The 15,347-nt window shown below is 40.3% G+C and carries 13 protein-coding genes; 7 read left to right on the forward strand and 6 right to left on the reverse strand.

Annotated elements, in window-relative coordinates; translation table 11 throughout:
- The gene (locus AC1PJ9_RS05230; RefSeq protein WP_000372818.1) at window positions 1-333 is read right to left on the reverse strand and encodes a DUF485 domain-containing protein; all 333 of its coding nucleotides are present in this window, start codon (window positions 331-333) and stop codon (window positions 1-3) included.
- Window positions 334-516: 183 nt separating this feature from the next.
- Here AC1PJ9_RS05230 and AC1PJ9_RS05235 point away from each other — a divergent pair, with 183 nt between their 5' ends.
- Both AC1PJ9_RS05235 and AC1PJ9_RS05240 read left to right on the forward strand, forming a co-directional pair.
- Window positions 517-4,014, forward strand: coding sequence for a hybrid sensor histidine kinase/response regulator (locus AC1PJ9_RS05235; RefSeq protein WP_311087243.1), 3,498 nt, complete (start codon window positions 517-519; stop codon window positions 4,012-4,014).
- Between the two features lie 378 nt (window positions 4,015-4,392).
- Window positions 4,393-5,160 carry a hypothetical protein gene (locus tag AC1PJ9_RS05240; RefSeq protein WP_311087244.1) on the forward strand — a complete coding sequence of 256 codons (768 nt, stop codon included), beginning with the start codon at window positions 4,393-4,395 and terminating at the stop codon, window positions 5,158-5,160.
- Between the two features lie 44 nt (window positions 5,161-5,204).
- Here the strand turns inward: AC1PJ9_RS05240 and AC1PJ9_RS05245 are convergent, their stop codons facing one another.
- Window positions 5,205-5,855 carry a response regulator gene (locus tag AC1PJ9_RS05245; RefSeq protein WP_031955588.1) on the reverse strand — a complete coding sequence of 217 codons (651 nt, stop codon included), beginning with the start codon at window positions 5,853-5,855 and terminating at the stop codon, window positions 5,205-5,207.
- A 375-nt stretch (window positions 5,856-6,230) separates the two neighbouring features.
- Between AC1PJ9_RS05245 and msuE the strand changes: the two genes are divergently transcribed.
- Complete coding sequence (msuE, locus tag AC1PJ9_RS05250; protein WP_311087245.1) at window positions 6,231-6,968, forward strand: FMN reductase; 738 nt, start codon at window positions 6,231-6,233, stop codon at window positions 6,966-6,968.
- 44 nt (window positions 6,969-7,012) lie between these two features.
- Complete coding sequence (sfnG, locus tag AC1PJ9_RS05255) at window positions 7,013-8,125, forward strand: dimethylsulfone monooxygenase SfnG (protein WP_311087246.1); 1,113 nt, start codon at window positions 7,013-7,015, stop codon at window positions 8,123-8,125.
- 92 nt (window positions 8,126-8,217) lie between these two features.
- Here sfnG and AC1PJ9_RS05260 read toward each other — a convergent pair whose 3' ends face one another.
- Window positions 8,218-8,631, reverse strand: coding sequence for an Lrp/AsnC family transcriptional regulator (locus AC1PJ9_RS05260; RefSeq protein WP_263614804.1), 414 nt, complete (start codon window positions 8,629-8,631; stop codon window positions 8,218-8,220).
- A 105-nt stretch (window positions 8,632-8,736) separates the two neighbouring features.
- Between AC1PJ9_RS05260 and AC1PJ9_RS05265 the strand changes: the two genes are divergently transcribed.
- Entirely contained in the window at window positions 8,737-9,279 is a 543-nt protein-coding gene (locus AC1PJ9_RS05265) for a cysteine hydrolase family protein (protein WP_311087247.1), read from the forward strand.
- 41 nt (window positions 9,280-9,320) lie between these two features.
- On the opposite strand, the gene acs is transcribed toward AC1PJ9_RS05265, so the two are convergent.
- The gene (gene acs, locus AC1PJ9_RS05270) at window positions 9,321-11,270 is read right to left on the reverse strand and encodes an acetate--CoA ligase (RefSeq protein ID WP_311087248.1); all 1,950 of its coding nucleotides are present in this window, start codon (window positions 11,268-11,270) and stop codon (window positions 9,321-9,323) included.
- Between the two features lie 294 nt (window positions 11,271-11,564).
- Between acs and AC1PJ9_RS05275 the strand changes: the two genes are divergently transcribed.
- Both AC1PJ9_RS05275 and AC1PJ9_RS05280 read left to right on the forward strand, forming a co-directional pair.
- Window positions 11,565-12,140, forward strand: a complete 576-nt coding sequence (locus tag AC1PJ9_RS05275; RefSeq protein ID WP_311069938.1) for a DUF805 domain-containing protein — start codon at window positions 11,565-11,567, stop codon at window positions 12,138-12,140.
- Between the two features lie 114 nt (window positions 12,141-12,254).
- Complete coding sequence (locus tag AC1PJ9_RS05280) at window positions 12,255-13,226, forward strand: mechanosensitive ion channel family protein (RefSeq protein ID WP_311069939.1); 972 nt, start codon at window positions 12,255-12,257, stop codon at window positions 13,224-13,226.
- Here AC1PJ9_RS05280 and AC1PJ9_RS05285 read toward each other — a convergent pair.
- Together AC1PJ9_RS05285 and AC1PJ9_RS05290 are read right to left on the reverse strand one after the other, a co-directional pair.
- Window positions 13,215-13,922 carry a 16S rRNA (uracil(1498)-N(3))-methyltransferase gene (locus AC1PJ9_RS05285; RefSeq protein WP_311087249.1) on the reverse strand — a complete coding sequence of 236 codons (708 nt, stop codon included), beginning with the start codon at window positions 13,920-13,922 and terminating at the stop codon, window positions 13,215-13,217. The genes AC1PJ9_RS05280 and AC1PJ9_RS05285 overlap by 12 nt on opposite strands.
- The gene (locus tag AC1PJ9_RS05290) at window positions 13,919-15,211 is read right to left on the reverse strand and encodes a 3-deoxy-D-manno-octulosonic acid transferase (protein WP_311069941.1); all 1,293 of its coding nucleotides are present in this window, start codon (window positions 15,209-15,211) and stop codon (window positions 13,919-13,921) included. The genes AC1PJ9_RS05285 and AC1PJ9_RS05290 overlap by 4 nt, the downstream gene beginning before the upstream one ends.
- Window positions 15,212-15,347 lie beyond the last annotated feature (136 nt).

The following is a 15,347-nucleotide window of genomic DNA, read 5'->3' on the forward strand; positions in this document are numbered from 1 at the left end:
TTAGTGTAATCCTTTCTCGTGCGTGATGGCTTCAACTTCCTTCAACGCTTCTTCACTCAACTGGTCAAGGGTATTATTTGCGATATAGGAATAGACACCACAGAGTAGGAAAGATAAAACAATAATTCCTAAACCAAGCGGGATACCCCATGTCGTTACACCACCACTAAAGGAACTCATCAAAAATTCTTTGTTGTAGCCCACAAGTAGCATAAAGCCCACATACAGCACTAGCATGATGATGGTGAGCGTCCAGCTTAATGCACTTTTTTTCTTGACCATTTTTTGAAACTTTGGATTGCGTAGAATCTGTTCTACTTGGCTCTGATCCATAACCAAACTCCTTACCTAGTGCCCAACCTTGGTCACTTTTTTTTAATGTATTTTTTCATAATTAAAGTTAGCAAGATTCCAGCTTAGTCGTAACTTAGACTTTGGTCGTTAAAATTTAATCAATTTATAGCTTTGTTTCGGCATAGGTTATGATAGACACAAGGTTTCACTTATGTAGGTCATATGAACAGCTGGCTGATTATTGGGGTTCTCACTCTTTATATTGCGCTTTTATTTGTCTGTGCTTTTTTTGGTGAGAAGCATGCCAGTCGTCTCGGCACACGTGGCCGCATGTTTTTATTTAGTTTAACTTTAGGTGTCTACTGTTCTTCATGGACATTTTATGGTGCAACCGGCGCTGCCGTACGTGAAGGCGTTATCTTTTTACCTATTTATTTAGGTCCACTTTTATTTGTCTGGTTTGGTTATGATATCTGGCGGCGTTTAGGTCGAGTTCGCCAGCATCATGCGATTTCCTCGATCGCTGACTTTGTCGCAGCACGCTATGGTAAAAGTGGTGTACTCGCCTCATTAGTGACTATTCTTGCCGTTATTGCGATTATTCCCTATCTCGCCTTACAGCTCCGTGCGATTGCTTTAAGTACCTCTGTCATTATGGAGCAAAGCTCGCATATTCATACGACGACTAACAGCGTGTTATTGCTCACCAGTGTACTCGCAATTTTGGCCATGATTTTTGGTACACGGCAAATTGCAAACACGGAACAACACGGCGGACTCATGCTAGCCGTTGCATTTGAGTCGTTCGTGAAGTTATTTGCTCTACTTTGTGTGGCTTTATTTTTTATTTTTGAATCGCCAGCTAACCTCAGCCAAATGACCTCTGATGTAAATCAGACTTTTCAAGAAGTACAACTCTTTGGTGTACCCGAAACTTTCTGGATTCAAACCTTACTGGCAGGCTTAGCCATTATTTGTTTACCACGTCAGTTCCACGTGGCAGTGGTTGAACTACGCGATGAAAAACATATTCGTGGTGCCCGTAAGTGGTTCGCGGTTTATCTCATTTTAACTATTCTTGCGATTATTCCAATCGCAAGTTGGGCTTTGCATGCCGCACCAAAGTTCCTGACTGTGCCCGATGTGGCTGTACTGTCCTTGCCTTTAAGTTATAACCAAGAGTGGCTCGCTTTATTGGCTTTTTTGGGCGGGTTCTCTGCATCAACAGGTATGTTACTGGTGTCATCAGTAGCATTATCTATTATGCTCAGTAACGACCTGATTATGCCAGCCCTATGGCGTTTTAAGTTGCTGTCACGTCACGACAAACATTTACCTAAAGTTCTGAAGTTTAGCCGTCGTATCAGTATTGTTGCAGTGATGCTACTCGGCTTTTTATTCTTCCATTTTTTTAATGATATTAACCAACTTTCGGTATTTGGATTATTAGCGTTTAGTGCGGTAGCTCAATTTGCACCTGCACTGATTGGGGGGTTGTATTGGCGAGGTGGAAGCCGCCAAGGTGTTTATGCAGGACTCATCATTGGATTTTTAATGTGGAGTTATACTTTACTATTTCCAACGATTTTACGTAGCTTGCCTGAAGCCTATCAGGATGCTGCTCAAAGTATTTTGCTTTTTGGTCCTTTTGGCATTAACGCCTTACGTCCAGAGTCTCTATTTGGTTTTGAGTCATTTGCACCTTTAACTCATGGTGTCATTTGGTCACTCGGTTTAAATATTCTTTTATATATCTGGATTTCTAAGCTTTACCGTCCAAGTGTGGCCGAACAAATTCAGGCAGAAAGCTTTTTTTATTATGAAACCAAGCCTCTACCTTCACCGCATACATCTACCGATTTAACCTACCTCCCCCATGATGCAGCTCGCTTAAAAGTGGGTGATTTATTTGCCTTAGCTAAAAGAATTACGGGTGAGCAACCCACTACACAAGCGTTCGAAAACTTTTGTGAGCAAAACCACCTCACCCTTAATCCAAATAGTATTGCCAACGGCATGTGGTGGCGTTTTACCGAGCAATATCTAGCAGGTATTATCGGTGCCGCTTCTGCACGTACATTGCTGACTACAGCAATGATTAATAACGGTCTCGCTTTGGGTCAAGTCGCTAATATTTTAGACCAAGCCTCGCAGTGGCAACGTTTTAATCAAAATCTGCTCATGACCATGATTGACCACATGACCCAAGGGGTAAGTGTGGTTGATAAAAATATGTGTCTGGTCGCGTGGAACAACCAATATTTAAAACTATTTGGTTATCCAAAAGACCTTGTTTATGTGGGCTGTCCTATTGCCGACCTGATTCGTTATAACGCTGAACGTGGCGAATGTGGTCCCGGTTCAGTCGAAGAACATGTACGCAAACGTCTTCACTGGATGAAAGTCGGCAGCGCGCATGAGTTTGAACGTATCCGTAAAGATGGCCGCGTAATTCAAATGCGAGGTAATCCGATTTCAGGCGGTGGCTTTGTCACCACATTTGCCGATATTACCGCTTTCCGTGCGAACGAAGCCGTACTTGAAGCTCGTGTAAAAGATCGAACTCAACAGCTTGCTGATGCTTTATCTGAGCAACAACTTGCACGTGAGCAAGCCGATATGGCCAATATGTCCAAGAGTCGATTTATTGCTGCGGCAAGCCACGACTTATTGCAACCTATGCATGCGGCTCGTCTGTTTAGTACTGTTCTTGAGCAAAGTATTTCGACAGAAGAAGACCGCCAAACCTTACAACAACTTGACCGCGCACTCTATGGTGCCGAAAGTATGCTGTCTGCCCTGCTCGATATTGCTCGTTTAGAAGGTGGCAGTATCCAGCCAAAAAGACAGCCTTATCCTTTGCATGATTTACTCAGTGACCTTGAGTTGCAGTTTAAATCGATCGCTGCACAGCGAAACATTTCACTGAAAGTTCATGATGTATCGTTCTGGATTGATACCGACCCACAGTGGATTCGTCGTATTATTCAAAACTTTGTCAGCAATGCCTTACGCTATACCGCCAAGGGCCGAGTAGTCGTAGGTGTACTTCGTTCTACACAACAGCCGAATCATATTCGAATTGGCGTTTGGGATACCGGACCAGGTATTGCTGAAGAACAACGAATTAAGCTTTTCCAAGAATTTGAACGTTGTGGACATTTGTCACCTTGGGGTGAACAAGGTTTAGGGTTAGGGCTTGCCATCGTCCAACGTATGACGGGTTTGCTCAATTACCCAGTTCATGTTTACTCAGAGTTGGGCAAAGGCTCATGCTTTATGATTGAGGTGCCTATTGTCGAGCCACCAAAAGTTGCAACTCCGACTGTACAAGCAGTGCCTTTAAAAACTAAGGCTTACCGTATTTTATGCTTAGACAATGATGAAACTATTTTAGAAGGTATGAGTAGTTTATTAGGTCGATGGGGTTATCAGGTGTTCAAAGCTACCGAACCTGAGCAGGCTTTAGAAATTATTCAAAAAGAAAATATTCAGGTTTGGCTCATTGACCAACACTTGAATAACAACCAGCTAGGCGTTGATTTTATTAATCAAAATCGTCAAGAAGATGTTCCAGTTGCTTTAATTACAGCAGACTCTCACCCAGAATTACCGCAGCAACTCAAAGAGCTGAATATTGTTTTACTTAAAAAACCACTTAAACCTGCCTCATTAAGAGCTTGGTTATCTGGGCTTAAAATTGCCAGCACAACAGACTAATCTTGTTTCGCTCCTCAACCTTTTATAGGTTTGGGAGCGATTCTTGGCAAAAACGTTTGGCTAAATTTAAGCCAATAGGCAGAACTGCTCAAAAAGTCTACTTTTACCCAATAAATTATTGACCAAAATTTCCAAAGACTCTTTTTCTATGGCAAAGCCCACCTTTTTTGTAAGTGAACACGTGTACACCTAGTTACAATTTAATAAACTATTGTTTTTATAATTATTTATTTACTAAAAACCACCATATACGACTTTAGTCGTATTCTACTTGCTTTCTGCATGACACATAAATATTCAAAACGCATTTTATTTGTCTGAAAATTTATTTTGCCTGATCGCACCCCTGCTCATGAATTAACGCAAAGGACCACTGCCATGAATATTTCTGATAACAACCCGCAAGGGCAACTTTCATCTCAACAATTTTATCGTCAATACAGTGCCAATGCCTTACTTCCAGAATTAGATTGGCAGAGTATTTTCCCACATAGCAAGCTTAGCGAATCGCATATCAAAGCACTCAATACAATTTATCAGTGTGCAGTCCCACTCGCGCTTAATGTATTTCACGATCTAAATTTTGATGTATTTGCACCTGCTGCTTATCATCCACAAGGCTTGGGCTTATTCGACAAGTTAGCGCAACAAGAAGAGAACTTCTTAAAAGTTCTTACTGCTGAAAGTGAAAATCTTGATCACGACACACGCCATCAAATCTGGAGCATGCTACTCCGTGGTGGCGCTGTTTTAGTTTTCAAAGCTTGGCTAGGTCATGTCAAACTTGGAGAAAATCAGTTAGATATGACTCAGTTTGATGAGCTTTCTGACTTGCTCTTTATTAAGACACCTCCGCATCAACTTGCTGAACGTTTGCATGTAGATGAAAAAGCAAAACTTGACCATATCTTCTTAATGTATGGCAATGACATTTTCCTTGATCGATTCAATAGTCTGGAAACTGCTGCTCTGTTCGTTGATTTAGGTGTTTATGATGCAGCTTTCTTAAGCTTGCGTGATGACCGTGTGGCTGAATATTTAAAAAGCAAAGGCTATGTGACTCAAGAACAAATTGATGATTTGCAATGTGCGCTTAACCCACTGTACTGCGACAGCCTAACACCAAAGCAAGATTGCCTTGCCTAAGTGGAACATATAAAAAAGACCTCAATTGAGGTCTTTTTTTATTTTTAGATTTTCTTATCTTCAATATTTAATGCACTAATTGCCAATACAGCCTGAGTACGATTTTGCACACCTAATTTTCTAAAAATGGCCGTTACATGCGCTTTAATGGTGGCTTCTGAAACATCAAGCTCATAAGCGATTTGTTTATTTAACAAACCTTCTGCAACCATCATCAAAACACGGAATTGCTGAGGCGTTAAAGACTGAATACGTTCAGCCAAAGCAGTTTCATCTGCCGCTCGCGGGTCAAGATTAATATTTGATGGTAGGTTTGGTGGTAACCAGATTTCGCCATCTAGAACTTGACGAATCGCTTCGCCAATATGACTTGGATGAGCCGATTTAGGAATATAACCCATTGCACCATGTGCAATCGCACGTTGAATAATTGAAGCTTCTTCGTGTGCAGAAACCACAATAATAGGAATAGCTGGATATTGTGCTCTTACATAGACCAGAGCCGAAAAGCCTGAAGCACCCGGTAAATTTAAATCGAGTAATACCAGATCAGGTTCTGCCCCATTTTCCAAACGCTCATAAAACTCATCAACCGAAGCTGTTTCATGAATTTGTGCCTGTGGCAGGCTATAACGTACTGCTTGAATTAAAGCATGACGAAACAAAGGATGATCATCAACGATTAAAATATTCATAAGCGATTAAAGTAATCTTGAGCATAAGTATGGCCTATTGTAACCCTACTATTTAGATGAAAGATATGCTCATCTTATCCATTTTTATGCAAAATGTTGATAAATGCTGAACTTAGCCTCAATTTTTAGATGTTTTTACCTTTTAATCAAAATTAATCTGTTTTTTATATAAGCTTACTTTTTATTATAAAAAATATATCACCTATAATTATATGAAATAAAAACAGCAACTTAAACAAATTACAAAGTATAAAAATCAACTATTTAGGTTTTATATTTAAAACTGATAAGGTTGACCAATTTCGTTATTTTACAGTTTGCCGTCATTGTTGATTAATAAGTCCAATGTTGTTTTTTAGGCTTAGGAACCAAATCATGACTGGTATCGCATCATCAAAACCTTTAAATATTGTTGCCGTTTCTGGTGGATTAAATACCCCATCTAAAACCGAAAGTCTGGTTCAGGCCATTCTTGATGAGTTATCTGAAGCAATTGATATTAAAGTTCACTTTATTAAATTAAGTGAAATTGGACCATTATTAGGCGGTGCATTTTATCGCAACCAACTTCCACAGCGTGTACAAGATGACCTTGCAGCAGTTGAAGCAGCAGATGCTCTCATTGTGGGTACTCCTGTTTACCGTGCTTCTTTCACAGGTCTTTTCAAACACTTTTTCGACTTTGTTGAACAAACGGCATTGGTCGATGTGCCTGTACTTTTAGCTGCATCAGGCGGTAGTGATCGTCATGCACTCGTACTCGAACACCAACTCCGCCCATTGTTTAGCTTCTTCCAAGCGCAAACTTTACCAATTGGCGTATACGCGACAGATCGTGACTTTACCCCTGAATATACAGTGAAAAGTGAGCAATTAGCTGACCGTATTACCCTAGCAGTAGCGCGTGCATTACCAATTTTAGAATGGGCGCCAGCAAAAGGTAAACGTGCCGAGGTGATCAAATCTAAGACCCAGCAAGCGAATCAAGAGCTTGGTATTAACAAGCAAATTGAGCAAGAAGAAGTATTACCTTCAGCGGCTGTACCAGACCTTGATGCGGCAGAATCTCGTTTGCACCACAAGTCTGGCAAATCATTAACACATGTTGCCTAAGCTCAACATGGCTAAATAAAAATAACGAATGGGGAGAGCGCACCATGACGCAATTACAACAACCGATTAAATTTGCTTATTGGGTACCAAATGTAAGCGGTGGCCTTGTAGTAAGTAACATCGAACAGCGTACAGACTGGAGTTATGACTACAATGTTCGACTTGCACAGGCAGCCGAAAACAATGGTTTTGAATATGCGCTCACTCAAATTCGTTTTACGGCGGGCTATGGGGCAGAAAACCAGCATGAATCTGTGAGTTTCAGTCATGCATTACTTGCAAAAACTGAGAAACTTAAAGTGATTGCGGCAATTCTGCCCGGCCCTTGGAAACCGGCACTTGCAGCTAAACAACTCGCGACAATCGACTATTTAACTCAAGGCCGTATTGCAATTAACGTGGTGAGTGGCTGGTTCAGAGGCGAGTTTGATGCGATTGGTGAAGAGTGGCCTGAGCATGATGAACGTTATGTCCGCTCCGAAGAATTTATTCGCACGCTAAAAGGGATCTGGACCACCGACAACTATAGTTTCGATGGTAAATACTACCAGTTCCAAAACTACACGCTTAAACCGAAACCTTTGCAAAAGCCTTATATTGAAATTTTCCAAGGTGGTAGCTCACGTGCTGCACGTGATATGGCTTCTCGTGTTTCTGACTGGTATTTCACTAACGGCAATACCGTCGAAGAAATTCAAAAACAAGTTGAAGACATTCGTACCAAAGCAAAAGCCAATAACCATCAGGTTAAAATTGGTGTGAACGCTTTCATTATTGCCAGAGATACCGAAGAAGAAGCAAAAGTGGTACTGCAAGAAATTATTGATAAAGCCAACACTGAAGCTGTAAATGCCTTTGGCGATGCAACACGTGAAGCAGGTGCAGCCTCACCAGAACAAGAAGGTAACTGGGCAAAATCAACTTTTGAAGATTTAGTGCAATACAACGATGGCTTTAAAACCAATTTAATTGGTACACCTCAGCAAATTGCAGAGCGTATTGTGGCGCTTAAAAATGTAGGTGTCGATTTGGTACTTTCCGGATTTTTACACTTTATTGAAGAGGTGGAATATTTTGGAGAAAAAGTACTGCCGCTCGTTCGTCAGTTAGAACTTCAACAGGAAAAGGAGGTAGAAATCCAAGCGAAATCAGCCTAAAAAACTCCAGTTAAAACAGCGCAAGATAATAAAAACAACAAATTAAAATAAAGTTTTATTGGCTCTAAGACTCGGCTTGGAGCTTTTATTTTTTAAGGTTTCTCAACTTCTCGAACAACTGTTTCAACCGAATATCGGCACCATTTTGACAGAACCTCAATAAATTCATTTAATGCTGCAGGTTCAAAATGACTGACAATCATATAGCACGCGTTGCCCATGACTTTAAAGCATTCATCGATTTGTTCGTATTGCTTCACTAAATTTTCAATTTCTTCAAAAGCACGTTGTTCATTTAGATGCAAATGAATAAATTGTTTATACGAATAGTGAACGGCAATGGTGTAATTTTTGATAACCCCTGCATCCATTAATTGAGCAATTCGAGCACCCACAGCCTGCCCCGTCCGGTGAACACGCTGCCCGATTTCTTTATTGGTTAAGCGGGAATCTTGTTTGAGTAATGCAATAATTTTTAGATCAATCGGGTCTAATTCAATATTCATTTTTCATGGCGAAAGAAAACTAGCGTTAATGCTTTCATAGGACTATAGCCGATTTTACTGACAGAGAATAACCTTGTTTTATCTTATATCAACAAGAGTGTTCTCATGAAACAAGCACTGTTAGTTATCGATGTTCAAAATGATTATTTTAAAAATGGCAAAATGGAATTGGTTGGGCCAGATCAAGCGCTCGATAAAATAAAGCAGCTTGAACAATATTTTAACGAGAAAAATTTACCAATCATTTATGTACAACATATTAACCCACCACAAGCCAGCTTCTTCCAAGAAAATACAGATGGGGTTTTACTTCATCCTGAACTTAGTGTCGGTAGTGATTCATTAATCGTGACAAAGCATTATCCAAATAGTTTTTTAGAGACCAATTTAGAAGAACTTTTAAAAGCGCATCAAATTGAGCAACTCGTGATTACAGGCATGATGACGCACATGTGTATTGATTCAGGCACACGTGCAGCCAAAGAACTGGGCTATCAACCAATCTTGATTGCGGATGCAACGGCAACTCGTGATTTAAGTTATGCTGGAAAAACTGTAAAAGCTGAAGACGTACAAACAGCTTTTTTAACTGCGCTGAGTACTTTCGCAAATGTACAAAATACTGCTGACTTTTTAGAAAGCTATTAATAAAGCTTAATAAAAAAGCCCCAAATGGGGCTTTTTTAAAATTAGTTTTGCTTATCGGGATAAACCGTGGCGATTAACTGATCTACCACAGCAGGTTCAGCCAAGGTAGAAGTATCACCTAAACTATCCAGCTCATTTGCCGCAATTTTTCTTAAAATACGGCGCATGATTTTACCCGAACGGGTTTTTGGTAATGCTGGCGCCCAGTGCAGGGCATCTGGCGAAGCTACTGGCCCGAGTACTTTACGTACCCAGTTAATTAACTCTTTACGCAGTTCTTCCGACTCTGGAACACCCGCTTGTAAGGTCACGAAAGTACAAATACCCTGACCTTTAATATCATGTGGCATACCCACTACGGCTGCTTCTGCTACTGACTCATGCGAAACAAGAGCACTTTCAATTTCAGCCGTACCTAAACGGTGACCTGAAACGTTTAAGACATCGTCAACACGACCTGTAATCCAGTAATAACCATCTTCATCACGGCGAGCACCATCACCTGTAAAATAAGTATTTTTAAAGGTTGAGAAATACGCCTCGATAAAGCGATCAGGGTCACCCCAAATGGTACGCATCTGACCCGGCCATGAATCTTTAATTACAAGGTTACCTTCAGCCGCGCCCTCTAGCTCATTACCTTCACCATCTACAATGGCTGGTTGAATACCAAATAACGGACGCGTTGCCGAACCCGGTTTTAATGCTGTTGCACCCGGTAATGGGGCAATCAAAATACCGCCTGTTTCGGTTTGCCACCATGTATCAACAATCGGACAGCGGCCTTCACCAACAACGTTGTAGTACCAGTTCCAAGCCTCAGGGTTAATAGGTTCACCGACCGAACCGAGTAAACGCAAGCTACTACGGTTACTTTCGCGTACAAATGAATCACCCTCTCGCATCATGGCGCGAATCGCAGTTGGTGCTGTATATAAAATAGAAACTTTATGTTTATCGACCACATGACCAAGACGTGCCCATGTTGGATATTGAGGTACACCTTCGAACATTAAGGTAGTCGTACCATTTGCCAACGGCCCATAAATCAGATAACTATGCCCTGTAATCCAACCAATATCGGCTGTACACCAATACACATCGTCTTGTTTTAAATCGAAGACTTCTTTAAAAGTACTGGTTACATAAACCAGATAACCGCCTGTAGTATGCAACACCCCTTTCGGTTTACCTGTTGAGCCCGAGGTATAGAGAATAAATAAAGGGTCTTCTGCCTTCATTGGTTCTGGAGGACAGTCAGCATCCACCTCCATAATAATAAGGTGATACCACAAATCACGGCCTGACTTCATTTCGATTGGGTTTGCATTACGGTAAACCACAATTACGTTTTCAACACACTCGGTACCCGGCAATGCTAAAGCCAAATCCACATTTTCTTTAAGTGGTAACAGCTTACCGGCACGTAGGCTTGAGTCTGCGGTAATTACCAGTTTAGCTTGGCTGTCTTCAATACGACTTGCCAATGAGTCTGGTGAGAACCCACCAAAGACTACGCAGTGAACAGCACCAATTCGGGCACAAGCTAACATGGCAATTGCAGCTTCTGTCACCATTGGCATATACAGTACAACGCGGTCACCTTTACCAATGCCATATTTCTTTAAAACGTTGGCAAAGCGGCAGACTTCATCGTGTAATTCTTTATAAGAAACGATTTTATGACGAGAAGGATGGTCTCCTTCCCAAATAATTGCAGGTTTATGAGGATGTTCTTTAAGATGCCTGTCCAAACAGTTTGCTGACACGTTCAACTCACCATCGGCAAACCATTCAATCTTGAAATTGTCTTTATCAAAACTGGTATTTTTAACTTGGGTAAATGGCTTTATCCAATCGACAATTTTAGCTTGCTCTGCCCAGAATTCATCTGGGTTCTCGATAGAGTGTTGATAACGTTTAAAGTAGTCTGCTTCAACAGTACGAGCAGTTTTTTTAAATTCCTCTGGTACTGGATAGATCTCATTCATACGCAACTTCCTTGATCTTGTGCATCCCATCTCGAGACTGTGGCTATTATTTTACTGGATCTTATTTGTATGCCTTTTCAGTATGATGACTCTCTCAAAGTCAAAACAATCCGACTTTGGTCATATATTGACCACTTACTCAAACATACGAAATTGTGAACATTTTTATAAAATTAAGTTGATTTAAAACATTTGTCTATAGCTTTTACTTTTATAATTTTTTGAAGATTTGATGGTTTTGACCATCAACAAAGATTATTTTAGCTTTTAGACGCAGCACAGGAATAAAATAATATGTTTGCCGAAACACCCTCTTCACGTCCACCACAACTTCCATTTAAAGACAGCCCGTTTTCAATTCATGGTCGCTTTAACCGCATGAGTTATTTGGGTGGTTATGGCCTAATTTATTTAGTCACCCTTATAGGTTATTTCATTTTGGCTTCATTTCTTGGAAGTTTTCAGCTTTCAAGTAATCTATTTAATTTTGAGTTTTACAGTTCTCTTTCTGGCGTAAGTGCTTTAGTGGTCTGGGCTTTTTGGCTATTTTTGATTTATTTAAATATTGTTCTCGTTGTTAGACGTTTACACGATTTAAATAAAAGTGGCTGGATGGGGCTGCTGTTATTTATTCCAGTCGTACAGTTCTTTTTCATGATCTATCTACTGCTTGCCTCTGGTACAGCAGGCACTAATCAATATGGTCCAGCTCGACCTTCAACATTTATAGAAAAACTGATGGCTTGGCTTATTTTGTTAGCTATTTTAATTAGTCTCATTTCCACAGCAGGCTTTTTTTATTATTTCTCTGGGACCGATACCCTAGAAACACCAACACAAATCTTACAAAAAGGAACGCAATACTTTTAATTAAAAAACACTTTATTATTTAGTTGAACTCATTATAGTAGGCGCACATTTTATCTCCTACTATGATGGAAGCTGAAAAATAGCTTTCATGAATTTATTCAATCGAGACTTGTCGTGGCTGATGAACAAAAATCCTTAACGGATGTTGCAAAAAATACAGGCGAACTATTGCAAGAAGCGGGTACTAAAACCACTCAAACGGTTTTAGCACATACCGAGAAATATCATGATGCCTATACCACTATCGACAAAATTGTAGATAGTTTCTGGGAACGTGTACCTTATATTTGCATTGCGATTACCGTTTTTATTATTTTTTGGCTACTGACCAAATTATTTAAATTCTTTGTGCGTAAGACTTTAGAAAATCGTTCTTATACTCGCCAAAATCTGGTTCTTGTTTTAAACCGTGTCGGCAGTACAACAATTTTATTCTTTGGTTTCTTAATTGCTCTCGTCATTATGATTCCAGGGTTCACACCGGGCCAACTCATGAGTGCCTTAGGTATTGGTTCGGTCGCAATTGGTTTTGCGTTTAAAGATATTTTCCAAAACCTACTTTCAGGTATTTTAATTTTATTGAGCGAGCCATTCCGTATTGGCGATTCAATTGTTGTGAATTCGCTTGAAGGAACTGTTGAAGATATTCAGATTCGTGCAACCTTCTTACGCTCGCCAGATGGCCGTCGTATTGTTATTCCAAACGCAACTGTTTATACAAGTGCCTTAACGGTAAATACAGCCTATCAACAACGACGCTGCGAGTTTGTGGTTGGAATTGGCTATGACGACGATGAGCAAAAAGCGAAGCAAATTATTTTAGATATTCTCAATAATGACCGAAATGTATTGAGTCAGCCTGCTTTCTCAGTTAACGTGACAGCTCTAGCCGACTTCTCGGTTAACCTTACGGTACGCTGGTGGATTAACACCACTGAGACAGATATTTCATCATCTACAAGCACTATTCAAGCCGAAGTAAAACAAGCCTTCAATGCAAATGGCATTAATATTCCTTACCCAATTCAGGAGTTAAAAATGACTGCAAATCATTTGCCATTGAATGCGGATAACTCAACTAAATAAACGACCTAAAATATAAGAAATAGACGTTTCAGTTCTTAAAATACGGTTGCCTAAGCTCACAGCTTGGCAGCCGTTTTTTGTGAGTAAATCAATTTCATAGGGAATAAAGCCACCTTCGGGACCCACGATAATACTGCAAGCATGGTCAATGTTACTTGGCATACTCTGCTCAGCATAAGGATGAGCCACATAGGCAGGAGATGTTTCTGAAATTAGGGTTGGCAAAACGTCTTCAACAAAAGGTTTAAAACGTTTATACATTTGAATTTCAGGAACGATGGTGTCACCTGCTTGTTCAAGTCCAAGCGTAACGTATTGATCAATTTGTTGTAAAAATGGAGTTTGCCAATAGCTTTTATCAACGCGATAACTATGAATTAGGCTTATCTTTTCAACACCTAAAGTCACACTATCCATAATTAAACGGCGTAAAACTTTAGGTCTTGGTAAAGCCAAAATTAAATGAACTGGAAGTTTTGCCGGTACTCCTTCTTCACGAATAGGGCGTATACACGCTTCTTGCTCATCAATCGAAACAATTTCTGTGACATAACGTGCGCCATTACGAATACCAACTTTCAGATTTTGGCCAACCGTAATATCAAGATGTTCACGTAAATGTTGTAATTGGCGCTTTGAATGAATCGACCAGATTTCTGACTGAGTATCTTCAGGTTCTAGTAAAACAATATTCATGGTTTTTCGGCCAAATACCGGTTAATCACCCCAATATGTTTTTGCAAGGAACCTTGGTTACGCTGCAATACTTTATGCGCCTGTACCACTAACTGTTCAGTGGCTTCAGGTTCTGCCAGACAAGCCAACCAGATATCAACGACCTGCTGTGCATCTTGAGCAATCAGTACGCCATTTTCATCAATGAACTCATCAACAATTGTTTGAAAGTTGAAATAACGAGGTCCAACCACTGTAGGTACATTTAAAACCATAGGTTCTAAAATATTATGTCCACCACCCGGCTCATTTAAAGAACCGCCTACAAAGCACACCTGACTTAAGGCGTACCATAACCAAAGCTCCCCCATGCTATCAGCCAAGTAAACCTGCGTGCTGGCATGAATACTCTGCCCCATGCTTCTTCGATGAGTGACTAAATTTAAATTTTGGCAAACCTCAAATACTTCATCGAAGCGTTCAGGATGGCGCGGTACAACTATACATACCAACTCACGATCTGAATTTAAATGAGGTGCAAGTGCCTCCAAAATTTGTTGTTCTTCGGGTGCATGTGTGCTGGCAATCGTCACAACCTGACGATTTGCCAAATACCACTGCTGATGCAATTGGGCAGCTTGCTTAATAAAAACCTCAGGCGCATGAATATCAAACTTAATATTTCCAACAACCTGACTTTTATGCTCGTCTAAACCAAGCTCGACATAACGCTGACGGGTTGCACTATCTTGTGCTAGTACCCAGTCGATTTGCTTTAACATACCAGCAGTTAAACCTGAGACTTTGCTATAACCTTTTGCTGACTTTTCAGATAAACGAGCATTAAGTAACAAACAAGGCACATGCTGCAATTTGGCTTGATCGATTAAATTTGGCCAAAGCTCGGTTTCAACTAGTGCTAAAAGTCTCGGTTGGTATGACTCGAAAAATTGTTTTAAAAGCGGTTTTTGGTCTACAGGCAAATAAACCGCTTGGAATAAATCTAGATAGGGTTCTTTTAAAAAAAGTGACTTGGCACGAGCCTGACCTGTTTTTGTAGTATTGGTCACTAAAACTGGCTGCCCAAGTTTGAGATAGTGCTCAATGAGTGGCTGTGCAGCATTGGTTTCCCCGACTGAAACAGCATGAAACCAGATGGCTTTTACATTCTTCGGATCTTCAAACGGCCCAAATCTTTCCAGACATTCCTGATGATATAATTCCAGACTTTCTGCACGTCTTTTTATCCGCCAGCGATAAAACGGTTTTAATAAATGGAGTGCTGTGTTGTACCAAAATGGGGTCGCCAAGCGGTTTGCCTCAAATAGTCAAAATTTAAAAACTGGGGAAAATATAACATAGATAAAAAAAATGGCAGAGTTTCGATACCTAAACTCTACCATATACAAGAAAAGTCATTGACTGAACTCACAAAAGAGTAAGTTC

This window comes from Acinetobacter sp. 70_2, from assembly GCF_056736115.1.